The sequence below is a fragment of the Vibrio sp. 10N.261.54.E10 genome (assembly GCF_002877735.2).
Taxonomy (GTDB): Bacteria; Pseudomonadota; Gammaproteobacteria; order Enterobacterales; family Vibrionaceae; genus Vibrio; species Vibrio crassostreae_C.
Genome location: NZ_MCXE02000001.1, coordinates 2,298,909 through 2,323,274, shown reverse-complemented (window position 1 = coordinate 2,323,274; position 24,366 = coordinate 2,298,909). Strand labels below are relative to the sequence as shown.

At 43.1% G+C, this 24,366-nt stretch carries 20 protein-coding genes and 3 pseudogenes; 14 read left to right on the top strand and 9 right to left on the bottom strand.

Translation table 11 applies throughout. The features are described from left to right. Positions 1-94 precede the first annotated feature (94 nt). The 7 genes from BCU07_RS10195 (at position 95) to deoD (ending at position 7,442) form a co-directional block, all read left to right on the top strand. On the top strand, positions 95-250 hold the full coding sequence (locus tag BCU07_RS10195) for a DUF5363 family protein (RefSeq protein ID WP_157938685.1): 156 nt from the start codon (positions 95-97) through the stop codon (positions 248-250). Further along, the gene (locus tag BCU07_RS10190) at positions 231-1,043 is read left to right on the top strand and encodes a TatD family hydrolase (RefSeq protein WP_102428934.1); all 813 of its coding nucleotides are present in this window, start codon (positions 231-233) and stop codon (positions 1,041-1,043) included. Before BCU07_RS10195 ends, BCU07_RS10190 begins: the two co-directional genes overlap by 20 nt. Positions 1,044-1,247: 204 nt before the next feature. After that, positions 1,248-2,510 carry a NupC/NupG family nucleoside CNT transporter gene (locus tag BCU07_RS10185; RefSeq protein ID WP_017058833.1) on the top strand — a complete coding sequence of 421 codons (1,263 nt, stop codon included), beginning with the start codon at positions 1,248-1,250 and terminating at the stop codon, positions 2,508-2,510. A gap of 522 nt (positions 2,511-3,032) precedes the next feature. Further along, on the top strand, positions 3,033-3,809 hold the full coding sequence (gene deoC, locus BCU07_RS10180) for a deoxyribose-phosphate aldolase (RefSeq protein WP_102428933.1): 777 nt from the start codon (positions 3,033-3,035) through the stop codon (positions 3,807-3,809). A gap of 222 nt (positions 3,810-4,031) precedes the next feature. Then, positions 4,032-5,360 (top strand): thymidine phosphorylase, encoded by a 1,329-nt coding sequence (gene deoA / locus BCU07_RS10175; RefSeq protein WP_102428932.1) that lies wholly within the window; start codon positions 4,032-4,034, stop codon positions 5,358-5,360. 76 nt (positions 5,361-5,436) lie between these two features. Beyond that, the gene (locus BCU07_RS10170) at positions 5,437-6,657 is read left to right on the top strand and encodes a phosphopentomutase (protein WP_102428944.1); all 1,221 of its coding nucleotides are present in this window, start codon (positions 5,437-5,439) and stop codon (positions 6,655-6,657) included. 65 nt (positions 6,658-6,722) lie between these two features. After that, a complete protein-coding gene (gene deoD, locus BCU07_RS10165; RefSeq protein ID WP_017063285.1) occupies positions 6,723-7,442 on the top strand; it encodes a purine-nucleoside phosphorylase in 720 nt (239 codons plus the stop codon). Between the two features lie 127 nt (positions 7,443-7,569). On the opposite strand, the gene BCU07_RS10160 is transcribed toward deoD, so the two are convergent. Further along, a complete protein-coding gene (locus tag BCU07_RS10160) occupies positions 7,570-8,181 on the bottom strand; it encodes a YtjB family periplasmic protein (protein ID WP_076655999.1) in 612 nt (203 codons plus the stop codon). 109 nt (positions 8,182-8,290) lie between these two features. Here BCU07_RS10160 and serB point away from each other — a divergent pair, with 109 nt between their 5' ends. After that, on the top strand, positions 8,291-9,271 hold the full coding sequence (serB, locus tag BCU07_RS10155; RefSeq protein ID WP_017058828.1) for a phosphoserine phosphatase: 981 nt from the start codon (positions 8,291-8,293) through the stop codon (positions 9,269-9,271). A 122-nt stretch (positions 9,272-9,393) separates the two neighbouring features. Here serB and BCU07_RS10150 read toward each other — a convergent pair whose 3' ends face one another. After that, a complete protein-coding gene (locus BCU07_RS10150) occupies positions 9,394-11,739 on the bottom strand; it encodes a PilZ domain-containing protein (RefSeq protein ID WP_017058827.1) in 2,346 nt (781 codons plus the stop codon). A gap of 161 nt (positions 11,740-11,900) precedes the next feature. On the opposite strand from BCU07_RS10150, the gene radA reads away from it, so the two are divergent. Together radA and fusA are read left to right on the top strand one after the other, a co-directional pair. After that, positions 11,901-13,280 carry a DNA repair protein RadA gene (radA, locus tag BCU07_RS10145; RefSeq protein WP_017063288.1) on the top strand — a complete coding sequence of 460 codons (1,380 nt, stop codon included), beginning with the start codon at positions 11,901-11,903 and terminating at the stop codon, positions 13,278-13,280. Positions 13,281-13,514: 234 nt separating this feature from the next. Beyond that, positions 13,515-15,602: an elongation factor G gene (fusA, locus tag BCU07_RS10140; RefSeq protein ID WP_017058825.1), complete on the top strand. Its 2,088-nt coding sequence runs from the start codon at positions 13,515-13,517 to the stop codon at positions 15,600-15,602. A gap of 207 nt (positions 15,603-15,809) precedes the next feature. On the opposite strand, the gene BCU07_RS10135 is transcribed toward fusA, so the two are convergent. Both BCU07_RS10135 and BCU07_RS10130 read right to left on the bottom strand, forming a co-directional pair. Continuing rightward, positions 15,810-16,022 carry a VF530 family DNA-binding protein gene (locus BCU07_RS10135; protein ID WP_012604684.1) on the bottom strand — a complete coding sequence of 71 codons (213 nt, stop codon included), beginning with the start codon at positions 16,020-16,022 and terminating at the stop codon, positions 15,810-15,812. 45 nt (positions 16,023-16,067) lie between these two features. Continuing rightward, positions 16,068-17,017: pseudogene (locus BCU07_RS10130) on the bottom strand (LysR substrate-binding domain-containing protein). Positions 17,018-17,120: 103 nt separating this feature from the next. On the opposite strand from BCU07_RS10130, the gene BCU07_RS10125 reads away from it, so the two are divergent. Further along, positions 17,121-17,327 carry a DUF1127 domain-containing protein gene (locus BCU07_RS10125; protein WP_017063291.1) on the top strand — a complete coding sequence of 69 codons (207 nt, stop codon included), beginning with the start codon at positions 17,121-17,123 and terminating at the stop codon, positions 17,325-17,327. A gap of 130 nt (positions 17,328-17,457) precedes the next feature. Here BCU07_RS10125 and BCU07_RS10120 read toward each other — a convergent pair. From BCU07_RS10120 to BCU07_RS10100, 5 genes and pseudogenes are all read right to left on the bottom strand, one after another. After that, positions 17,458-18,364, bottom strand: a pseudogene (locus BCU07_RS10120) (LysR substrate-binding domain-containing protein). 338 nt (positions 18,365-18,702) lie between these two features. Further along, positions 18,703-20,391 (bottom strand): AMP-binding protein, encoded by a 1,689-nt coding sequence (locus tag BCU07_RS10115; RefSeq protein ID WP_017067893.1) that lies wholly within the window; start codon positions 20,389-20,391, stop codon positions 18,703-18,705. Positions 20,392-20,484: 93 nt separating this feature from the next. Beyond that, a pseudogene (locus BCU07_RS10110) lies at positions 20,485-20,628 on the bottom strand (helix-turn-helix domain-containing protein); the annotation flags it as partial. A gap of 136 nt (positions 20,629-20,764) precedes the next feature. Beyond that, the gene (locus BCU07_RS10105) at positions 20,765-21,451 is read right to left on the bottom strand and encodes a transglycosylase SLT domain-containing protein (RefSeq protein ID WP_157939983.1); all 687 of its coding nucleotides are present in this window, start codon (positions 21,449-21,451) and stop codon (positions 20,765-20,767) included. Between the two features lie 101 nt (positions 21,452-21,552). Continuing rightward, positions 21,553-22,419 (bottom strand): LysR family transcriptional regulator, encoded by an 867-nt coding sequence (locus BCU07_RS10100; protein ID WP_017060824.1) that lies wholly within the window; start codon positions 22,417-22,419, stop codon positions 21,553-21,555. Between the two features lie 321 nt (positions 22,420-22,740). On the opposite strand from BCU07_RS10100, the gene BCU07_RS10095 reads away from it, so the two are divergent. The 3 genes from BCU07_RS10095 to BCU07_RS10085 all read left to right on the top strand — a co-directional run bounded on the left by BCU07_RS10095 (position 22,741) and on the right by BCU07_RS10085 (position 24,363). Beyond that, a complete protein-coding gene (locus BCU07_RS10095) occupies positions 22,741-22,950 on the top strand; it encodes a Flp family type IVb pilin (RefSeq protein ID WP_017060823.1) in 210 nt (69 codons plus the stop codon). Between the two features lie 103 nt (positions 22,951-23,053). Beyond that, the gene (locus BCU07_RS10090; RefSeq protein ID WP_102428930.1) at positions 23,054-23,536 is read left to right on the top strand and encodes a prepilin peptidase; all 483 of its coding nucleotides are present in this window, start codon (positions 23,054-23,056) and stop codon (positions 23,534-23,536) included. Then, on the top strand, positions 23,533-24,363 hold the full coding sequence (locus BCU07_RS10085) for a hypothetical protein (RefSeq protein ID WP_017060821.1): 831 nt from the start codon (positions 23,533-23,535) through the stop codon (positions 24,361-24,363). Before BCU07_RS10090 ends, BCU07_RS10085 begins: the two co-directional genes overlap by 4 nt. The last annotated feature ends 3 nt before the right edge of the window (positions 24,364-24,366 follow it).

The following is a 24,366-nucleotide window of genomic DNA, read 5'->3' as shown; positions in this document are numbered from 1 at the left end:
TCTATTAGAGTTAAACAAAAACGTCTATTGTTCTGCAATAGGCGTTTTTTAATGCGTTTTATTTGAGGTTTAAAGGCTGAGGTTAGAGGCAGTTATGTTGGGTTGGATAAAAACTTGGGTTAAAAGATACGATAAGTGGTGTGAAGAGCTTGGGTTAACGCCTGAGAACAAGCGCAGTTGTGTTGCTTATCGCCGTGATCCTCAAGGGAAACAAACAGAGAGTAGGGAAGATGACACAGCAAATAAGTGACTTTCCGCTGTTTGATACTCATTGCCACGCGGATTTTGAGGCGTTTGAGCAAGGTTTTACACCTGAACAAAGTATTGATGGCTATCTTAAAGAAGCAAAGCAAGCTCAAGTCGAGAAGTTAATCATCCCTTCTATTGGCCAAAGTAACTGGAGGAAGCTCGATGAAATCGCTCAATCTCACCCCAATGTTTACTATGCATTAGGCTTCCATCCTTACTTTTTAGAGCAGGCCAATGACGAACAATTTTCGGAACTTCGCCAATTACTCTCTTCAAAAAACAGCCAATGTGTCGCGATAGGTGAGTGCGGGCTCGACTTTTTTGTGGACGTTGAACGAGAGAAACAAGAGCGCTTTTTCATCCAACAAATGGAGCTTGCGAAGGAGTTTGACCTGCCTTTAATCATCCATGAGAGGAAGTCTTACAACCGACTTATCGAGCTAATAAAGCAGCATAAGTTCACCTTAGGTGGTGTGATTCACGGTTTTTCTGGGAGTGAACAGCAAGCTTTGGCGTGGATCAAGCTCGGTTTCTATATTGGCGTCGGTGGAACGATAACTTACCCAAGAGCGCAAAAAACACGCACAACCATCGCAAAATTGCCCCTTGAATGTCTGGTATTGGAAACGGATGCTCCGGACATGCCCATGTATGGAAACCAAGGAAATGTTAATCATTCCAAATATTTAGTTACGATCTTAAATGAACTTTTTTTGCTTAGAAAAGAGCCAGAGCAATCGATTGCAGCGCAAATTTGGCAAAATAGCCATCGCGCATTCGGTATATGTGAATAAAATCGAAGGTTTTTGTTTATCGTTTGCGTAAATTGCACTGAGCTTGTGATTTGGGTCACATTTGCGTGTGAATGGTACATGAATCTTCTACGAAAGTGTGAGGACGGCATTACTTTATTAGTGGTCGCATGAGTATAATTGCCTCCGCTTTATAGCCCCATTTTGTAACACGCCAATAAATAACTAATAAGGAAGTCATAAACTATGAGCCTGTTTATGAGCCTAGTCGGAATGGTTGCACTGATCGCAATCGCAGTACTACTATCTGACAACCGCAAAGCTATTAATCTAAGAACAGTGGGTGGCGCTTTCGCTATCCAATTCGCACTTGGTGCATTCGTACTTTACATCCCTTGGGGTCGTGATCTACTTGCAGGTTTCTCTGCTGGTGTAGCAAACGTGATCGACTACGGTAAAGACGGTACTGGTTTCCTATTCGGCAGCCTAGTTAACTTCTCAGTTGACGGTATCGGTTTCATCTTTGCTTTCCAAGTACTACCAACTCTGATTTTCTTCTCTGCACTTATCTCTGTACTTTACTACATTGGTGTTATGCAAATTGTAATCAAAGTTCTTGGTGGTGGTCTTCAGAAAGCTCTAGGTACTTCTCGCGCCGAGTCTATGTCTGCAGCAGCAAACATCTTCGTTGGTCAAACTGAAGCACCTCTAGTTGTTCGTCCATTTGTTCCTAAAATGACTAACTCTGAACTATTCGCAGTAATGTGTGGTGGTTTGGCTTCTGTAGCTGGTGGTGTACTAGCAGGTTACGCATCTATGGGTGTACCTCTAGAGTACCTAGTTGCAGCGTCATTCATGGCAGCACCTGGTGGTCTACTATTCGCTAAAATCATCAAGCCTGAGACAGATACGCCAGACGACAACATCGCTGACGAAATGGACGGTGGCGATGACAAACCAGCTAACGTTATCGACGCAGCAGCAGGTGGCGCATCAGTTGGTCTACAACTAGCACTTAACGTTGGTGCAATGCTACTAGCATTCATCGGTCTAATTGCTCTAATCAACGGTATCCTAGGTGGCATCGGTGGTTGGTTCGGTATGGAAAACCTAACTCTAGAACTTCTTCTAGGTTGGATCTTCGCACCGCTAGCATTCATCATTGGTGTTCCATGGGAAGAAGCAACTATCGCTGGTTCTTTCATTGGTCAGAAGACAGTTGTTAACGAATTCGTTGCATACCTAAACTTCGTACCATACGTTGGTGAAAACGCTCAAGTTGTTGCAGCAACTGGTCAAGTGATGTCTGAGAAGACTCAAGCCATCATCGCATTCGCACTATGTGGTTTCGCAAACCTTTCTTCAATTGCGATTCTTCTAGGTGGTCTAGGTGGTATTGCACCAAGCCGTCGCCACGACATCGCACGTATGGGTGTTAAAGCGGTAATTGCTGGTACTCTATCTAACCTGATGGCAGCAACAATTGCTGGCTTCTTCCTGTCTTTCTAATTAGTTAGAAATCGATATATAGACGCCATAATAATATCGCCCCGTAGCAAGAAATTGCTGCGGGGCTTTTTTGTTTTTAGGCCTAGTGATTCTTTGAGATGAGCATAAGCATCAGCTTGAAGTCGATAATGGGTCTAGAATGTTTTTTTGAGATACAAACCGTTTGCGTTCTAAGGAGCACTACAATTTATTGATGGATACCTATAATGTATAAGCTAAAGGGATAGGATGTCTCTGTTGGCAAGAAAGTAACCTCGAAATCAACTCGAACGTTATTCTTCTGGGATTAAGCCAAAATTAGCGATACGCTATAGATGTTAGACACAACATGACTGATTTGTTGTGCCATAGACCAAACTGGTACTGTGCGGTGACAAGGATTGCAATTGGTAGCGAAAGTTATCAAGTCTTCAGGGAACCAAGTCCGTTCATTTGTGGCTACTGAGCATTACTAAAATATCCATCTATACTGGATGGAGGGCGAAGTAGTTAACTATTTGAATATATTGATCGGAGATAGAAATGAGCGATTTAAAAGCAGCAGCTCTACGTGCACTTAAACTTATGGACCTAACTACGCTAAATGACGACGATACTACTGAAAAAGTAGTGGCGCTTTGTCATGACGCGAAGACTGCAGTAGGCAACACCGCTGCAATCTGTATTTACCCTCGCTTTATCCCAGCAGCTAAGAAAGCGTTGCGTGAGCAAGGTACTCCAGAAGTACGCATTGCGACTGTAACTAACTTCCCTCATGGTAATGACGACATCGAAATTGCTGTTGCAGAAACAAAAGCAGCGGTAGCGTACGGCGCAGACGAAGTTGACGTAGTATTCCCATACCGTGCTCTTATTGCTGGCAACGAAGAAGTTGGCTTTGAGCTAGTTAAACAGTGTAAAGCAGTTTGTGGTGACATCACGCTTAAAGTGATCATCGAAACAGGTGAACTGAAAGAAGAAGCACTAATCAAGAAAGCTTCTCAAATCTGTATCGAAGCAGGTGCAGACTTCATCAAAACTTCAACAGGTAAAGTGCCAGTAAACGCGACTCCAGAGTTCGCGCGCATGATGCTTGAAGTTATTCGTGACATGGGCGTTGCTAAAACAGTTGGTTTCAAACCTGCTGGTGGCGTACGTACTGCTGAAGATGCAGCACTATACCTAGCAATGGCTGATGAGCTACTAGGCGCTGAGTGGGCAGACAACATGCACTACCGTTTTGGTGCTTCAAGCCTACTAACTAACCTTCTTAATACATTAGAAGTGACAGACCAGACTGCTGATCCAGCAGCATACTAATTTACTCGTCATATTTGACACCGCAGCGTTGTTGACTGCATAAGTTCCTCCTAATCACATAGAGCCTCTATGCTCATAGGAATGAACTCACTGGTCGCCTAACTGCAACGCCAAATATTTAGAGTATTGAACATAATAAGTCTGTTTGATGGAGTGGCGTCAAGCCACTCCACATTACCTCTTTCCCTACAAACCATACTCACTAGAGTTTGGGAGGAACTAATGTATCTACCTCAAGAAATTATTCGCAGAAAACGTGATGGCGAAGTCCTAACTGCTGAAGAAATTAACTTCTTCATTCAAGGTGTCGCTAAAAACACGGTTTCTGAAGGCCAAATTGCAGCATTCGCAATGGCTATCTTCTTTAATGAAATGACAATGCCAGAGCGTATCGCACTAACGTGTGCAATGCGTGATTCAGGCATGGTGATTGACTGGAGCCACATGAACTTTGATGGCCCAATCGTTGATAAACACTCTACTGGTGGTGTTGGTGACGTTACTTCTCTGATGCTTGGCCCTATGGTGGCAGCATGTGGCGGTTTCGTTCCAATGATCTCTGGTCGTGGTTTAGGCCACACTGGCGGTACGCTAGACAAGCTAGAATCTATCCCTGGTTACAACATTACACCAACCAACGATGTGTTTGGTGCCGTAACCAAAGAAGCTGGCGTGGCGATCATCGGTCAAACCGGCGATCTAGCTCCTGCTGACAAGCGTGTTTACGCAACTCGTGATATCACAGCAACAGTAGACAACATCTCACTGATCACCGCTTCAATCCTATCTAAGAAACTGGCCGCTGGTCTTGATTCTCTAGTAATGGACGTAAAAGTCGGTTCAGGCGCATTCATGCCAACGTATGAAGCATCTGAAGAGTTAGCAAAATCTATCGTTGCAGTAGCAAACGGTGCAGGAACTAAAACAACAGCAATCCTAACGGACATGAACCAAGTTCTGGCTTCTTCAGCGGGTAACGCAGTTGAAGTCCGTGAAGCGGTTCAATTCCTAACTGGTGAATACCGTAACCCACGTTTGTTGGAAATCACGCTAGCATCGTGTGCGGAAATGTTGGTGCTGGGTAACCTAGCAAAAGATTCAGATGAAGCGCGTGAAAAACTGATGGCAGTACTGGATAACGGTAAAGCAGCAGAGTGCTTTGGTAAGATGGTAGCGGGTCTTGGTGGTCCAGCTGATTTCGTAACGAACTACGATAACTACCTAGAAAAAGCAGACATTATTAAGCCAGTGTACGCGCTAGAAAGCGGTGTGGTATCAGCAATGGATACTCGTGCAATTGGTATGGCTGTGGTTGGTATGGGCGGTGGTCGTCGCGTAGCAACTGACAGCATTGATTACGCCGTCGGTTTTGAACACTTCATTCGCCTAGGTGAAGTAGCAAGTGAAGATAAGCCATTAGCAATGATTCATGCTCGCAACGAACAACAGTGGCAAGAAGCTGCAACAGCATTACAAAATGCAATCACTGTGGGCGGAGAATATACAGCAACGCCAGATGTTTACCGTCAGATTCGTTCTGAAGACGTGTAAATAACAGGTATCGGTATACCTCGTGTATACCGATAAACAGAGTTCTGGTGCAAAGAGCAATAAGTTGGTGAAGAAAATGAAAAGAGCATTTATTTTAGTTTTAGATTCATTCGGTATCGGTGAAACAGCGGATGCAGATAAATTCGGTGATGTAGGTTCTGACACTATGGGTCACATCGCAGATCATTGTGACCAAGGTCTTGCCGACAATGCAGATCGTAAAGGTCCTCTGACGCTACCAAACCTGTCTAAGCTAGGCTTAGCAATGGCTCATAAAGAGTCTACAGGTCGTTTTGCTCCTGGTATGGATGCAGACGCTGAAATCATCGGCGCTTACGGTCACGCTGCTGAACTGTCTTCTGGTAAAGATACGCCATCAGGTCACTGGGAAATCGCTGGTGTACCAGTATTGTTTGACTGGGGCTACTTCACCGACAAAGAGAACAGCTTTCCAAAAGAGCTGACTGACCGCATCCTTGAGCGTGCAGGCCTGTCTGGTTTCTTGGGTAACTGCCACTCATCTGGTACGGAAATCCTAGATAACCTAGGTGAAGAGCACATGAAGACTGGTCTGCCAATCTTCTATACTTCTGCAGACTCTGTTTTCCAGATCGCTTGTCACGAAGAGACATTCGGCCTGCAAAACCTATTAGATCTTTGTCAGATTGCTCGTGAAGAGCTAGAAGATTACAACATTGGTCGTGTTATCGCTCGTCCGTTCATTGGCCCAGGTAAAGGTCAATTCGAACGTACTGGTAACCGTCGTGACCTTTCTGTTGAGCCACCTGCAGCTACCATTCTTCAGAAGTTGGTTGATGAGAAGGGCGGTAACGTTCACTCAATCGGTAAGATCTCTGATATCTACGCGGGTTGTGGCATCACTCAGAAAACCAAAGCAACAGGTATCCCTGCGCTATTTGAAGCAACCAAAGATGCGATCAATGAAGCGGGCGACAACACTATCGTGTTCACTAACTTCGTTGATTTTGACTCAGCTTACGGCCACCGCCGTGATGTTGCTGGTTACGCAGCGGCACTTGAGTACTTCGATGGTCGCATCAATGAAATCATCGATATGATGAAAGAAGACGATGTGCTTATCTTAACTGCTGACCACGGTTGTGATCCGACATGGCCAGGTACAGACCATACTCGTGAGCACATCCCTGTGATTGTTTACGGTCAGAAGGTTCCAGCCGGTTCTTTAGGCCGTCGCGATACGTTCGCTGATATCGGTCAAAGCTTAGCGTCATACTTTGGTACATCGCCAATGGGACACGGTACAAGCTTTCTATAATAGTTAACGAAGAGAGAGGGAAACCTCTCTCTTCTTTTTTTGTTTTGAGATTAAGGATATTTTCAATGGCTACTCCACATATTAATGCTGAAATGGGTGATTTCGCTGACGTAGTTTTAATGCCAGGTGACCCGCTACGTGCTAAATACATCGCTGAAACCTTCTTAGAAGAAGTGGTTCAAGTGTGCGACGTTCGCAACATGTTTGGTTACACCGGTACTTACAAAGGTCGTAAGGTTTCGGTAATGGGACACGGTATGGGCATTCCATCTTGTTCTATTTACGCGACTGAGCTGATCAAAGACTTTGGTGTGAAGAAGATCATTCGTGTAGGTAGTTGTGGTGCAGTGAGCGAAGATATCAAAGTGCGTGATGTGGTGATCGGCATGGGCGCATGTACTGACTCTAAAGTGAACCGTATTCGCTTTAAAGATCATGACTTTGCGGCTATTGCGGATTACAAAATGGTGCGCGCGGCAGAAGATGCAGCCAAAGCTCTCGGTGTCGGCGTAAAAGTCGGTAACCTGTTCTCGGCTGAGCTGTTCTACACGCCAGATCCAGAGATGTTCGAAGTAATGGACAAATACGGCATTGTTGGCGTAGAGATGGAAGCGGCTGGCATCTATGGTGTATGTGCTGAATACGGCGCAAAAGCTCTAACGATCTGTACTGTTTCTGACCACATCAAGACTGGTGAGCAAACGACATCAGATGAACGTCAAACGACTTTCAACGACATGATGGTTATCGCACTAGACTCAGTGTTGCTTGGTGACCAAGAATAATCTTGATTTGTCTTAGCTTGATAAGTTAACAGATAACAAAAAGCCCCGTTGCTGCCTGAGCGTCGGGGCTTTTTATTGGATTGCTGTATTTATTCTGAGTCTAGTATTTATTGTCAGCCTAGTGTGTTTATGAGCTTACATTTTTCAATAGTAAGTTCTCACCAGACTTAGTTGGTCTTCTGCGAATCAGCATGATGAACAACACGCCACTCACAAACCCCATCAACACCATACCGATCATGTAGCGATCACTTTTGCGGTAGTGGTGATCAGAAATCGCCGTCATCTTACCGGTTTCAAAAGTCACTCGAATAAAGCCGATGATCGTTTTCTCTGGAGAATAAATAGGTTCAACTAACTGTTGTCTGCCGATACTTGCTGTTGAAAGTGGTGTATCTAAGCCAAGAACCTCACGTACCGAGAGGGCTTTTTCGCTCGAAGCCAGTCGAATACCCTCTGCATCATAGATGGTGGTATCGAACACCAGTCGGTCTTGAGATAGCTGGTTAGTCAGATCAAGCAATCGCTCTTGGTCTTGTTGCGTGATCATCTTGCTGGCTGAAAGTGATGCCTGAGAGATAAGCAGCTTGGTAAGAGTTTCCAACTGTTTTGCTTGGATCTTCTCGTTACCTTTACTGATCACGACCGTATTTTTAATCGTTACAACGAACATGGTAGCCAACAAAATGAGGGCTAGCATTCGTAAAGCGTTACGTATTGAGAACAATGATTCATTCATGTTTCACGAAGCCTGAAATAAACAAATGTTATGATTAAGACATATTGAGACTTGCGTTTTCAAATTGCAATAGGTTAACGTTTAGCATAGTTAATTAGGAATCATACACATGGACGCTCAGAAATATCTGCCGATAAAAAGGCATACGACATTATTAACTCGACTCCCCGAGACTCGTTTCGCTTCTCAACTCGCTAAATCCAAGGCCAATTGGATTGTGTTTGGTGAGTACCTATCTCCACAATCTTTCGATGACATCGACTTTTTCACTGGCACTTACAACACCATCCTCGATACGTGGAAGGTTGGGCATTATGAAGTGGCTTTGATGTCAGGCAATCTAACGCCAGCACACGAAGAAATCCTCCAAGCGCTAAAGCTTGATTATGCTTGCCTTAGCGAGGTACCAGACTTATCTAAGCCAGGTTTGATCGTGATGGATATGGATTCCACAGCGATTCAAATTGAATGCATCGATGAGATTGCCAAGCTAGCTGGAGTGGGAGAGTTAGTCTCTGAAATCACAGAACGAGCAATGCAAGGCGAGCTCGACTTTGAACAGAGCCTACGCCAGCGAGTAGGAGCACTGAAAGGTGCGGATGAATCGATATTAGAGCAAGTGCGTCAGTCATTGCCATTCATGCCAGACTTGGTCGGGCTGGTGAATACTCTAAATAAGCTTGGCTGGAAAACGGCGATTGCATCAGGCGGTTTTACTTACTTCTCTGACTACCTGAAAGATACCCTTGATCTAGACCATGCTCAATCAAACACGCTTGAGATCGTCAACGGTAAGTTGACGGGTGAAGTCTTAGGCGATGTTGTTTCGGCGCAGACCAAAGCGGATATCTTGGTAGAGTTGGCTGAAGAGTACGAATTGGAACTACATAATACCGTTGCCGTTGGTGATGGTGCCAATGACTTGGTGATGATGGGCTCTGCAGGTTTAGGCATTGCCTACCACGCAAAACCAAAAGTAGAGCAGCAAGCTCAAACTGCTGTTCGTTACGCAGGTTTAGGCGGTGTGCTGTGTATCTTGTCGGGTGTATTGGCTAAGCAACAGAAGATCAGCTGGCAAGCGAAACCTTAGGGGCTCTACCTAAGTGCTATTGGCTATGTATCTTATTTAGCAATAGTGGCTCAGACACAAAAAAAGCAGGCTATCAGCCTGCTTTTTCAATTTTCATGCTTAAGTTAATACGCCACTCGAGGCTAGCGTGTTAGCTCCAATCGAATCAGCACTTCATCGGTAATGTCCTCTATCTCGCCATAACCGATAAACGCCGTCACCTCATTCTCTAGCTTCTTAGCTTGATGCATACTGATGCGTGAAAGCTCTTCTAAATCCGACTGGAATAAACTCGTTAGCGGATTAAAGATAGGTGCCGTGGTGACTCGCAATACATACACATCACCTAAGTGCTGCGCTTTCTTGATGAATAAGATGCGTTCCTTTGCTGAGGCGAAGTCTTTGACCAACTTGGTGTGTACCGACTGGATTTTGTCGCCAAACTTCACTGCAGCAATGTACACGTCATGATGCTTAGGCTCCGCACCTTCAATTCTTTTTAGTGGCTCAGCCAACAGTGAGTTGGTGTGACCCTTGAAGATTGGCTCGAGTGAGAACTTTTGATTATGGCCAAGCTTAGCAAGTAACGTTAGATGCTTATTCAGTGGGAAATTCACACCAATGATCTTACAGCGCAGCGTTGAACTTGGCTTATCAATGAATATTGGGTTACTGACCATCTTGCTCAACAAAATGTTGTGCAGTGATTCGAGTAGCGAATGTGTTGGCAGTATCTCTTGCTTCTTAATCAGCTTACTTTGGTTTTGATCGATAAGCCCATTAAGGAAAGCGATGGTACGCATTGTCTTGGCGTTCTCGGCAATAACCAACTGCACGTTGCGACCATTCGGACTCACTCGAATTACGTGGTAAGGCACTGTGCTCAGTGGCAGGTTCTTGTCATAGAGCTGCAGTTCATTGAAGTTCACTAATACCGGATCATTAATCTTGAGTACCATTGGGTGTTCAAGGCTAATGCTCAGTCCACGCTTCGAAATATCTAAGGTGTGTCCGTTCGCCGCTGTGCCATCTTGTGATGTAAGTTGCAACGGTGACTTAAATTGGTATCTCGGCTCTTTACGACGAGTCTGAGAGTCAAAGTAGATGCTTTGAATATTGCCGACGACAGTACGCGGGTGACGGAAGCGGTTCAATTCACTGCTTGGAATGCGTGGCTTTTCACTCAGAAGATAGTCCGCCGCACTTTCGTGATCGCCAATCTCTTGCAAGATTCCGCAATGCGTCAGTTGAGCTGAGCTTTGAGCCAGCGTATCCGAGTGTTTAGCTAATGCTTGTCGCTCAGTGTCTGAAAGTTCGAAAACCGAGAACTTGAACGCCTTCCAACTTTTACGTTTGCCACCGATGTGCCAGAACAGCTGTCTTTGTTCACGAGAGGCTTCAGGCAGCATCATTGAATAGAACAAGGTCTTGTTTTGGTGTTCATGGGTAAAAGAGTAGATAACGTTACTGGTTCCCTTCACTCCTGGTTTCGCCAACAGGTTCATACGTTGCTCGTTGAACAGGGTACCCAGCGCTTGTTGATTTCGTTCGTCGTGCCAATATTGCCATAATGGATGGTTGTTATCCGTCAGTAGGGCAAGCTTTAGTTCGCTGCCGCTGAAAAACAGGGGTAGGTTACAAGTATGCTTTAGATAGGTATGTTCGATTCCTCGAGTACGAGTTCGAATAATCCTATCTTGATTCTCATGGCTGGTTTTCTTACTGGTGCTATTTAAAGACTCATCGAGTAAGCGAGCCACAATATTGTTGTCGCTTACCTTGATGGTTCTTAGAAATTTGACCGCGTTGTTCTCATAAGATTCGTCGATACCCAAAACACGAAATTCAACCGCTTGGTTAACATCGTTTTCTTGGGACTTTTCGATAAGCTCTGAGAACTTAACGCTGATGATCTCGCCGAGGTTGTATCGAAAGGCGCTCGGTACTTTGAACTTTGCACCCGACGGGGAGATATCAACCGTTACACCATGTAGGCTTTGCCCTTTCGATGTGGTGATCTCGACCTGCGAGCTAATCTTGAGTCTGTTCTCTTGGCGTTTTAAGTCGTAACCTAGGTTAATAGCTTCCGCTTCGTACGGGCTATTGGCGCTAGTAATGTCGTGGTTACCTTGAGAAGATGTTTTAACAACGCTCAGAGGCTGAGTTCGCGGAGTCATTACTAACTCCCATGCGCCTTCTGTGTAACCTTTAAACTTTTTCGTACCACGTTGATATGCGTTTAAAGCGATATCATCGAGCCAGTGCTTACGGCCATCGAGAGTGAACTGACGACACTCATTATCAATACGCCCGCGTAAATCAATGCTCTTTGTACACGGAGCCATGATACGATTCAGTTCCATTTTAACGAGCAGCTTCAGAGACGGCGATTCCCCTTCTGTCATTTGAGAAAGAAGGAATTCGAAATCTTCGGCGTGGTAAGCCGGGATTAAACGTTCTGCTACAGATAGAATTTCAGATTGCTGCATACTTTTCTTGTTAGAATGGACGGTGCGTTTATGTTATCGACTAGTTTAAATCGATCTTTAAGTATAAGTGGTATGACTGCAACTTTTATTTTCATCCGTACGGTCAAATAAGTCACAAATTGACAACATCATTGTGTAATTGAGTAAATTATTGAGGTTTTATGGCGAAGGCAAAGCGAGCTTATGTGTGTAATGACTGTGGTGCCGATTTTCCACGTTGGCAGGGGCAGTGCAATGCATGTGGTGCTTGGAACACGATTACAGAAGTTAGGTTAGCCGCTTCACCTCAGGTCGCACGTAATGAACGATTGAGTGGTTATGCGGGCGGTGCAACTGAATCTTCGGTTCAAACGCTGTCAGAAATCGATCTGCAAGAAGTCCCACGTTTTAGCAGTGGCTTTAAAGAGCTAGACCGCGTACTTGGTGGTGGTGTCGTACCGGGTGCTGCGATCCTGATTGGTGGTAACCCGGGTGCCGGTAAATCAACGCTGCTATTACAAACCATGTGTCAGCTTTCTTCTCAATTACCGACTCTCTATGTAACCGGGGAAGAATCTCTGCAACAAGTCGCGATGCGTGCGTCTCGACTTGGATTGCCAAAAGAGCACCTAAAGATGCTCTCAGAAACGAACGTGGATAAGATTTGTCAGGTTGCAGAAAAAGAACAACCTAAGATCATGGTTATCGACTCGATCCAAGTTATGCACGTTGCGGATGTTCAATCTTCTCCGGGCAGTGTTGCACAGGTTCGTGAATCGGCAACCGCATTAACGCGCTACGCAAAACAGAATAACGTTGCTGTGTTCTTAGTTGGACACGTAACTAAAGACGGCACCTTAGCAGGGCCAAAAGTACTTGAGCACATTATTGACTGTTCTGTTTTATTAGATGGCGGAACCGATAGCCGTTTTAGAACGCTACGCAGCCACAAAAACCGTTTTGGTGCAGTGAATGAACTGGGTGTGTTTGCGATGACAGGCCAAGGGCTAAAAGAAGTCAGCAACCCATCCGCTATCTTCTTGTCTCGTGGTGAAGAAGAAACCTCGGGCAGTTCTGTCATGGTGGTGTGGGAAGGGACGCGTCCACTTCTTGTCGAAATCCAAGCGCTGGTGGATTATTCACAGCTGGCTAACCCACGTCGCGTCGCTGTCGGCCTAGAGCAAAACAGGCTTTCTTTGTTATTAGCGGTGCTGCATAAACACGGCGGCTTACAAATGGCTGACCAAGATGTGTTTGTGAATGTCGTCGGTGGTGTTAAAGTAACCGAAACCAGTGCTGATCTTGCGTTGGTGATGGCTCTACTTTCTAGTTTCAGAGATCGCGCATTGCCAAAAGATGTGGTGGTATTTGGAGAAGTAGGCCTAGCGGGTGAGATTCGACCTGTACCGAGCGGACAAGAGCGTTTAAATGAAGCATTTAAACACGGCTTTAAGAAAGCGATTGTACCGGCGGCTAACATGCCTAAAGGTGGCATTCCAGGAATGCAGATCCACGGTGTGAAAAAATTATCGGAAGCAATTAATGCTTTTGATGAGTTGTAATTGAACTCACTTCAGCTACTCTATACAGCAGCAATTCAGCCTAACCTTAACGCCGATTAGGCTTTAGGTTAGCACTATAATTAACAATCATTTAGATTGTTACTACTGAGTGCCTTTTTCTATATGTTAGAAAAAGGCAAAGTTTTTTAGTCCCAAATGCATGCAAAGCTATCAGTCTTCACAGATTGTGATATACTCTGCGCGCATTTTATATCCTATTAACAGAGTAAGACAATGGCAGATTTATCGAAATACAGAAACATTGGTATTTTCGCGCACGTTGATGCGGGTAAAACAACTACCACTGAGCGTATCCTTAAGCTAACTGGTCAAATCCACAAGACTGGTGAAGTACATGATGGCGAATCAACGACTGACTTCATGGAACAGGAAGCTGAGCGCGGTATTACTATCCAATCAGCAGCTGTAAGCTGTTTTTGGAACGATCACCGTCTAAACGTTATCGATACTCCTGGACACGTTGACTTCACAGTTGAAGTATACCGTTCTCTTAAAGTTCTTGATGGCGGTATCGGTGTATTCTGTGGTTCTGGTGGTGTTGAACCTCAATCAGAAACTAACTGGCGCTACGCTAACGAATCAGAAGTATCTCGTCTGATCTTCGTTAACAAACTAGACCGTATGGGTGCAGACTTCTACAACGTTGTTGACCAAGTTAAAAACGTTCTAGGTGCAACTCCTCTAGTAATGGTTCTACCAATCGGCCGTGAAGACGAGTTCGTTGGTGTTGTAGACCTACTAAGCCGTAAAGCATACGTTTGGGATGACACTGGTCTTCCTGAAAACTACGAAATCAAAGATGTTCCAGCGGACATGGTTGATGACGTTGAGCAATACCGTGAAGAGCTAATCGAAACTGCTGTAGAGCAAGACGATGACCTAATGGAAGCTTACATGGAAGGTGAAGAGCCTTCTATTGAAGACGTTAAGCGTTGTATCCGTAAAGGTACTCGTGATATCGCATTCTTCCCAACGTTCTGTGGTTCTGCGTTCAAGAACAAAGGTATGCAACTTATCCTTGATGCTGTAGTAGATTACCTACCAGCACCAACTGAAGTTGACCCTCAGCCTCTAATGGATGAGAACGGTGAAGAAACTGGCGAACACGCTATCGTTTCTACAGATGAGACTTTCAAAGCGCTTGCATTCAAAATCATGGATGACCGCTTCGGTGCTCTAACTTTCGTTCGTATTTACTCTGGTAAACTGAACAAAGGTGACACGATTCTTAACTCATTCACTGGCAAGACTGAACGTGTTGGCCGTATGGTTGAGATGCAAGCTGATGACCGTAACGAACTAACTAGCGCACAAGCTGGTGACATCATTGCGATCGTTGGTATGAAGAACGTGCAAACTGGTCACACTCTATGTGATCCTAAGCACCAAGTAACGCTTGAGCCAATGGTATTCCCAACTCCAGTAATCTCAATCGCTGTATCTCCAAAAGATAAAGGCGGTTCTGAGAAAATGGGTATCGCTATCGGTAAAATGGTTGCAGAAGATCCATCTTTCCAAGTTGAGACTGACGAAGAGACTGGCGAAACTATCCTGAAAGGTATGGGTGAACTTCACCTAGACATCAAGGTAGATATCCTTAAGCGTACATACGGCGTTGACCTAACTGTAGGTGCTCCTCAAGTTGCTTACCGTGAAACTATCACTCAAGCAATTGAAGATAGCTACACGCACAAGAAGCAATCTGGTGGTTCTGGTCAATTCGGTAAGATCGATTACCGTATCAAACCAGGCGAAGCAGGTTCTGGCTTCAAGTTCAACTCTGTAGTTGTGGGCGGTAACGTTCCTAAAGAATTCTGGCCTGCAGTTGAGAAAGGCTTCGCATCTATGATGGAAAACGGCGTACTAGCTGGCTTCCCAACTCTAGACGTTGAAGTTGAACTTTTCGATGGTGGTTTCCACGCAGTCGATTCATCTGCTATCGCATTTGAAATCGCAGCGAAAGGCGCATTCCGTCAATCTATGCCTAAAGCTGGCGCGCAACTTCTTGAGCCAATCATGAACGTTGACGTGTTCACTCCAGACGATCACGTTGGTGATGTTATCGGTGACCTTAACCGTCGTCGTGGCATGATCAAAGATCAACAAGCTGGCGTTACTGGTGTTCGTATTAAAGCTGACGTACCTCTTTCTGAGATGTTCGGCTACATCGGTCACCTACGTACTATCACTTCTGGTCGTGGCCAATTCTCTATGGAATTCGCACAATACGCACCATGTCCAACTAACGTTGCTGACGAAGTGATTGCAAAAGTTAAAGCAGAAAAAGAAGCTGGTAAGTAATTAGCCCTTTTCTCAATTAGCTAAAAAAGCCCCGCAAGTGAAAGCTTGCGGGGCTTTTTATTGCTTGTAACATACTGCGAGAGATGCGAGAGATGCGAGAGATGCGAGATGCGAGATGCGAGATGTGATATTGATATGGCCCCTAAAAAGTAGACACAGGGGTTGTCCCGTATTTAATCAACACGGGACAGATAAAGTAGGGAGAGATTAACGCTTTAAGTCGATGTAAATCTGCTCTACCTTGGTACGAGCCCAATCTGTTTTACGCAAAAATTTTAAGCTCGATTTAATGCTCGGGTCTTTTTTAAAGCAGTTGATGTTCACCATGTAACTCAACTCTTCCCAACCGTAATGTTCAACTAATTCAGTCAGTAGCTTCTGTAGAGTGATACCGTGAAGTGGATTATTGTCTTGTGTCATGAGATGTTCTCGCCATTTATTTGAGCTAAGTATACCAGTTTCGCTTTATGAATTATCCGACCATTTGAGTTCGTAATCGGTGTGGATAATCGAAAGCTCTTCTCTACCTGTATCACCAAATAATTTAACCTGAGCCTGCATCCATTCTTCGAAACGTTTTATCTTCTCTCGATGGAAGTAACCTGGAGGCGCGCATAAAAAGTAATTGTATTTAGGCTTCAGCGCGATATTACCGATTCGGACGAGTTTCTTTTCCTGCAAATAGCGGTATACCAAGCTGTGTTTAACAAGCGCGACACCTTGAACGGATAGCGCACCTTCTAGCACAAAATGAGAGCCATCAAATTGCAATGATGAACGTCCTGCCTTCGCCCCAGCAACGTCTAACCATAGATTCCAATCCATATCAGGCCAACGGTCTTCAATTAACTCTGCTTTATGCAGATCGCTGATGTCATAGATTCCATATTTTTCTTGATAGATAGGATGACAGACAGGGTAAACAACTTCGTCCATTAACCAACGTGATTCAATATTTGGGTAGTTACCATGACCATATCGAACACAGCATCGACAGCTGAGTCTTCAAAGGTAACCAGTTTGTTGGTCGGTTCTATTAACATAGATAAATCTGGGTGACGGTCGCGGAAGTCGCCTATTCTAGGCACTAACCAATGTTGTGCAAAAGAGGGTACGGTCGAAATCGATAACTGAGTGGGGTTGGGGTCTTGGTTTATTCGTCTTACTCCATCTTGAATATGAGCAAAGCCTTTCTTCGCTTGTAGATAGAGCACTTCACCTTCATGAGTTAATACTATTTTTCGGTGCTGGCGAATAAACAGGTCTGCGCCTAACCATTCTTCAAGTTGGCGAATTTGTTGGCTGACTGCTGCAGCCGTGACAAATAGCTTTTCTGCTGCGAGCTTGAAACTGCCTGTTTCAGCTGCCGTATAAAAATAGTAGATCCCTTGGAATGGTGGGGTACGCTCTCTCACATTAGTTTTCCTTAACTGAATGCCAGTATCTATCGTTTGTCGACGTTGCTCTGCTGGTTGATTATTGACCACAACAAAGCAAAAGATCAACAGGAGAAAGGCTATGAATACGATCACAGCAACAGCAAATACCAACCATTCATTTTTGTCATCATTATCAATTAAGAAATTCTATTCTAAATTAAGCCTGTACTTTCAAAATCGTAGAACCAGAAAGCAACTGTCTGAGCTACCCGATTATTTACTTAGAGATATCGGGATTACGTCGGAACAAGTCGAGAAAGAACTGAAGAAGTCATTTTGGGAGTGATTCAAGGCAACGTAGCTTTTAACTCGACGTTGCTTTAACTCAACATAGTTTTGTCGGTGTCGGCAGGTTTACGTTACCGTTCTATGTTGAGTTAAGTTTATAGTTTATATAAAGAAGTGGGAGATGAGATTTAACTCTCCAATAGCTCGTTTACTTCTTCGTGCAACCAATTGGTGAACGCGGTAATACGCTCTTCTCTCGGGGAGTTAGGATCAAAGCATAGGTTGACTTGAACCCCAGGTGTCATGCCTATATCAAAGGGCTTCACTAGTAAGCCGCGTTCGATGAAGTCACCAGCTAAGCTGTCTGTTGCCAAGCAAACCCCATGTCCCGCCATGACCGTGGTTAGCCCCATATCAAAGGTACCGACTTCCATCCACTGAATGGTGCTGCTTTGAGTCGATATGTTTGCTTGCCTAAACCATTCATCCCACGGGAAACAACCGCTATCAAACTGAATCAGCCAACATTTGAGGAGTTGTTCAGGTGATGTGAAGTTCAAAGAGTTTGCGAGTTTAGGGGAACAAAAAGGGTAAACCGGTTCGTTGATTAGCATCTCAAGAATCAAGCCTTCTTCAACGCATAGATCTTCACCTTGTCGAATAGCCACATCAATTTCGCCATGTTTTAAATTTGGTGTATCACACCCTGTTAGTATCTTAATTGGGATCTCTGGGTGCTTTACCGAGAACTTCCACAGCCTAGGCAGTAACCAACGAGAAGCAAAAGAGGGGGGGACTTCTAACAACAAGTAGCCCTTGAATAGGTTCTGATTGGATCTTGTTTAACCCCAGCAGAATATCTTGAAATCCATCAGAGACATGTCTAAAAAGTGTGTGCCCTTCATGCGTCAAAGTCATTGCACGCCCCTTACGAATAAAAAGCTTACATCCAACCTGTTCTTCTAACTGTCGAATCTTCTGGCTGACGGCTGCTTGAGTGACGAACAGCTCTTCAGCAGCTTTGCTGTAGTTGCTCAAGCGAGCCGCAACTTCAAAGTAACGGAGACCTGAAAGGTGACGCAGTCTATTGTCCATAATCTCAGCTTATAGTTCTTGTTAATAATGGTTGTTCGATTATCGAACAGGTTGTTTTCATAATAGCGATAAATACAAAGGGAATACAAGAGAGAGAACATGAAAGCAATAACCTGTTGGGTCGGAATATTTGTTACTCAGGTACTTAAAATCAATGATAATACTAAGGTGAGGAAGGGGGCTAAATCTAGACAAGTTGTTTGCTCTAAATCGTTAAGTCATCGAATGAAAAAGGATGTCGGTTTAGATTGCGAGAGTAGTGATGCTGCGGATTATACTAAGTACTTATAATGTGAGCTTACAAAAAAGGAGCCATAATGGCTCCCTCTCGATTTTGATTATTCTTCCCAAACCACCAATTTATCTTTCGGCCAGTTATGACCAACTTCATGGTATTTCTGCTCAAGGATATGTCGCTTGATTTTGAGAGTCGGGGTCAACACACCATTCTCAATGCTCCATGGTTCCTTAATCATCAATACACCTTTGATCTTCTCGTGTGAACCAAGCTGCTCGTTCATTTTCTCGATAACGCGCTTTGTCGTTTTCTCATAGCGAGCTCTATCGAAATTAGGGAAGTCATGCGGTACCACAAGTAGGATTGGTCCTGGTAGGCCTAGACCTATCAAACACATCATTTCTACGCGGCTGTACTCAAACAGTTTGTTTTCGATTGGTACAGGGGCAACAAACTTACCTTTAGCGGTTTTAAAGGTATCTTTCTTACGCCCACGAATCGTTAGGTAACCTTCACTATCGATATCACCGATATCACCGGTATGAAGCCAACCATCCGAGTTAAAAGATTCTTGGGTTGCAATATCATTCTTGTAGTAACCAGAGAATAAGCCTTTGCCTCGAACTAGAATCTCTTCATCTTCAGCTATTTTGAGTTCGATCCCTGGACCTGCATTACCAACCGTACCAATTTTATCGGCTCTGAATGGGTAATTGAGCGTGCTGTAGGCGAAAGACTCTGTCATGCCCCATGCCTCGGTAATGTGCAGGCCAACGCTCTCATACCATGCGAGTAGAGCAGGTGATACAGGGGCAGAACCACATCCAAGAACGCGAGCTTGGTCTAACCCTAAGCCATCAGCAAGTTTCTTCTTAATGATGTTGTTGATAAACGGAATCTTCAGTAAGAAGTTCAGTTTCTTCTGTGGCAATTTGTCTTGGATTCGCTGCTGGAACAGAGTCCATAAGCGAGGAACTGAAATAAACAGCGTAGGGCGATGCATTTTCACATCATCAATAAAGGTGTCTAAAGATTCAGGGAAAGCCGTAACCACGCCCCCCATTACTGAAGAACCAAAGATGTAAACGCGTTCTGTAATATGAGCAAGCGGTAGGTAAGAAAACAGGCGATCGCCAGGTTGGATCCCAATATGGTCAATCAACCTTTGAACAGACCAAGTAAACGCGCCGTAGGTGAGCATTGCGCCTTTTGGTAACCCTGATGTACCCGATGTATAAACAAGTGACATCAGCTTATCGTCGTGATGCTGAGGGCGTTTGGTTGATGGTTCATGTGTCTCAATGAGCTTCTCGAAAGTGTGTTGGCACTTCGCTGCGCTGTCGTATGGCAGTGAAATACTCACCAAGCTCGGATTGTCATCAAGTACTTTTTGAGTGGCTTTAGGATCGTCAAGCTTACCCGCAATCACAATTTTACTTTCACTATGCTCAATACAGTACTGAATGGTATCTGCACCCGCTGTTGGAAAGATTGGGACGCTGACAAAATCTCCTAACATCATTGCAAGATCGCAGATGAACCACTCTGCACAGTTTTTTGATACGAGAGCGACTCGATCGCCTGGTTGGGCTCCGAGTCCTTCTAATGCTGACGCCAATTTCAGTGCTTTGTCGGCTACTTCTTTATAAGTAAATTCGACAAATTGGCGGTTAATAATCTGTTTCAAATAGACTTCATCTGGGCGTTCTTCTGCCCATTTTAAAATCATGTCATTGGGTGTAGGGAGAGCTGTTGCTTGTTCTTGGCTAAACTCGTTAGGCTGAATCATTGTCTAACTCCATGTTTTTCGCTAAGTTATTTTTGGTTATTTTTGTTAAAATCATGTTAAATGTACCATGATTTTTTCTTTTAGGGAGTAAAATTAGCGTTTTCTGTTATCTGTGCAGGCACGTCTGTAGCTTGCAGGGGTTACGCCCGTCCTTTTCTTAAAAATTCTTGAAAAATACGACACATCCTTGTAGCCACATTGATAAGAAATTACAGCTATTTTTGATTCGGTATCCGCTACGTGTAAGTCCACGGTTTATTATAAGACATTATCGAAACAACCCTGACACTGTATTCCATCACCAGAGCTGTTATTAATTCAAATTTTAGGTTAGAAATTTAATGATCGCCATCGCCATATAAGAATATATGCATCAGTTGAGCAAGGCTTGGTATTGCTTGTTTAGTTTGTACACTTTTGCTACGTAAGTTCTTGTTTCTGCAATACGTAATTGTGTTGTTAGCATTGTATATAACTCATCAACTGATAACTTATTGATATTTTTGGAGAATGAACTGATGTCTTTATCACCGAAGGAGTATTTCATTAGATTAGATAAGCCACAGTTATAGGAAGCAATTGCTAGTAGTCTTCTCGCGCTAGAGGAGCGAATGTTGTTGAGATACTTCGTCTCCAAGAGATGCAAATAAGCGGTCCCTACATCAATATTGAATTCAGGGATAAAGAGATCTTGTGCTCTGATAGGTCTATTGTCATAAAGTTCGCGTGAAACTTCAGCAGCCCCACCATTAACAAGAATTTGCATTAATCCAATAGCAGAGGCGTGGGAAACAGCATTTGGGTCGAAGAAACTTTCGGCGTGTATCATAGCAACGATTAATGATGATGGAATTTCCCACTTTGTTGCAGAACGCTCAATGTGAGTTTGATATATTGTATATTTATTGCTGACGCTGTCAGTGATTTTATGGGATAGAAGTACGGGTGGATCGGTCTTGGAAGCTCGTATTTCGTGTATTCTTTTGCTTTTCGGAACCACAATTCGCTGCAATCTTTGATTTTCTTGCAGTTCTTCATAAGAGTTTATCGAGTCTCTCATATAAGTCACTTTCGCTGAGATCTCACTATTAAAACTAATTAATATCAATGAAGCTGAAAGACAGAGATACTTCATATTTTAATAGAGCTGTTGTTCATGTTTCATAGGTGATAGGTACTTCTTAGTCTGTTATGAATCCACTGATGATATTTTCCAAACTCACTGTGCAATGGCCAGATCATGGACGCATATATTTGCTTACCAAACAATTGAGTATCACTGGGTATTTTTATTAATTTGTTCATTACTGTTTTGGTTTCAATGATATGCTGTGGAAGAAGGGCTATCCCTTTCCCTGCGCTACAGAGTTCAAGGATAGTACTAATATCATCCAATACCCAAATGTTATGGCTTGAAATGATGGAATAATCAATAATATCTTTATATCCATCAAGCAATAACAATCGATTGTTTTTTGAATTGAATTTTGAGTTTTGAACGACTTCTTTACTCGCCACCCAAATGCAATTAACTAAAAATAATTCTTCTATATTAAAGTTATAGATGGTTTTGTGATAGGGGTTTCCTATCGCGATATCAATTTTCTTACGATTGATATAATCACCTAAAATATAGCTTGGTTTTGTTACAACGTTTATCTCAACTTCTGGAAACTCCTCAGAAAATTCAATAAGAGCATTTCTTACATTTGAATTTAGCATTAGTAGGTCAATACCTACTTTTATTTTTGTTAAATTTGAATTTGATAGATTTTTAGCAATGTTACTTAACTCTTTGTGTTTGCTTATTATTGGTGTGGTTAGCGCATATATTTTTTTTCCTTTATCGGTTAATGATACGGTGTGACCACCTCTATCAAAAAGAAAATATCCTAAATCTTGTTCTAGATTTTTTATCGCTCCACTTATCGTTGATTGCGATTTACCTAGTTTCCTCGCAGCACAACTGAACGAACCTTCAGAGGCAACAGTATGAAATGAGATTAAATTGTCTAAAGTGAGCCTCATATCTCCCTCCTACAGGCTTTGCACCGTAAGTATTAGGCTAATACTAATAATCTGAATTGGCACTATTTGAATTTAAAGTGTGATGTAGATCACATTTTAACTTTGGGTGCAATGAACTTAATTTTCAAGAATAAATATTAATTTAGAAGCTAAATCCCTTAAAATTAATTAGATAGGTAATATGAAAAAATAACCACTTTTAAATCGCGTGTATTTTTGGTTTTGATATCGGGGAAACCGATAGTAACCGAATGTGAGAAAGTGATCTGATTACTAAGATCTAATTGCTTTGCACTAGAAGCATGAAAAAAGGATGGCATCATGATTACTAAACTTTACGTAAATATGCTCAATTATTTGAATAAACTTAAAAATGATGAAAAAGGCGTTACCGCGATTGAATATGGGTTAATCGCTGTTGCAATGGCAACCATGTTAATCGCAGTTTTTTATACAGATGCGACTAGTTTTGTAGACACTTTGGAAACGTCGTTTGCAACTATTAAAACAAATCTTAGCCTTGGCGACTAATTTTAGGTTTGATTAGCTACCTAATATTACCGAAATTTGACATTAGGTAGCTAATAACTTCATTTGATAAAGTGTTACTTGTAAATTTTTATGAGAGTAAATTATGTTATATATATCCGCATTTATTACTCTTATTTTCTTTAGTTTGATAATATGTTTTAAAGATATAACGGAGAGAGAAATACCTAATTTATATGTCGTAATTATTGCGATAGCTTCTTTTACTTTAGGGTTTACGACCTCAGATTTTAGTAAGATATTGATTGTTTTTGTTTTAGGTGTCGTTCTTATTAGTTTTTGGTTAGCAAATTTTATTGGTGGGGGCGATGTTAAGCTTATTTTGGCTTTCTCTTTAGCGATACCAGCGAACGATATGTTTGTAGCCACTATATTGGTGATTTTGATTGGTGGAGTTATTTCTGTTACTTATCTACTACTTCATTTTTGTGGGAAATATGGTTCCAATATTTGGGATGGATTAAGCACTTTAAAACCGACGAATGAAGGTATTCCATATGGCGTTGCGATCTGTAGTGGTTTTGCTCTGGTCATTTTCAAAAATGTTGTAACAGGAGGTTTTGTATGAAAAAAAGTCTCAGTCTGTTTGTTGCTGTAGCAGCTGTTGCAATCGGCGGTTATGGAATATATCAGAACCTAAATAAGACGAGTGAACCTACGGTTGAAAAAACTGAAGAATACGTTCAGGTCTGGCGAGCAAACATCCAACTCGTTAAGGGGAAACCGATCGATGCTTCTTTGGTTAAGAGAGAGCAAATTCTTAAGAGTTTGGCCATTGGGGAAGGGATTAAGGCTGATGTAAATTTAGATTTTTCTCCAGCCACATTACTTAATAGAAATTTATCCCAAGGTGATTTGGTTTTACCCGAATACCAAAATAAAAAAGGTTCTCCTGGATATATTGATTTGCTTATATCAGAAGGTAAAGAGCCTTACCCACTATTAGTCAGCAGTACTAACCTAATATTAGATTATATAAGACCTGGAATTTATGTTGATGTGTTATCAATAAGCTCGCCGGTGGAAAATCTGTCCGGTGACCTTGATAGACGTATTGGCTTTAATGGTGTTAATGCTAATTTGCTTCTTAAGCGAGCTAAGGTGCTCGGTACGTCGAGTGGCAGCAAAGGTGATGATGGTAATCTCGATTCTACGTTTCAGCCGGCGGCATCCGCAGGTGAGGAAACCGGGCAAGCTGTTGTCATTATTGAGATTGATCCGGTAGATATTGCAAGAGTGTCGCTTGCTGAAAAAACGATGCACTTGGAGGTGTATCGCAGTAATAGCTATGAAGTTCCGATTGATGCTGACGTTAGAAATGTTATTGAAAATTATAGTGGAGTGTCGGAGTTAAGAGGTTCAAGACGTCAGACCGTTCAAGGGGGCGAACTGTAATGG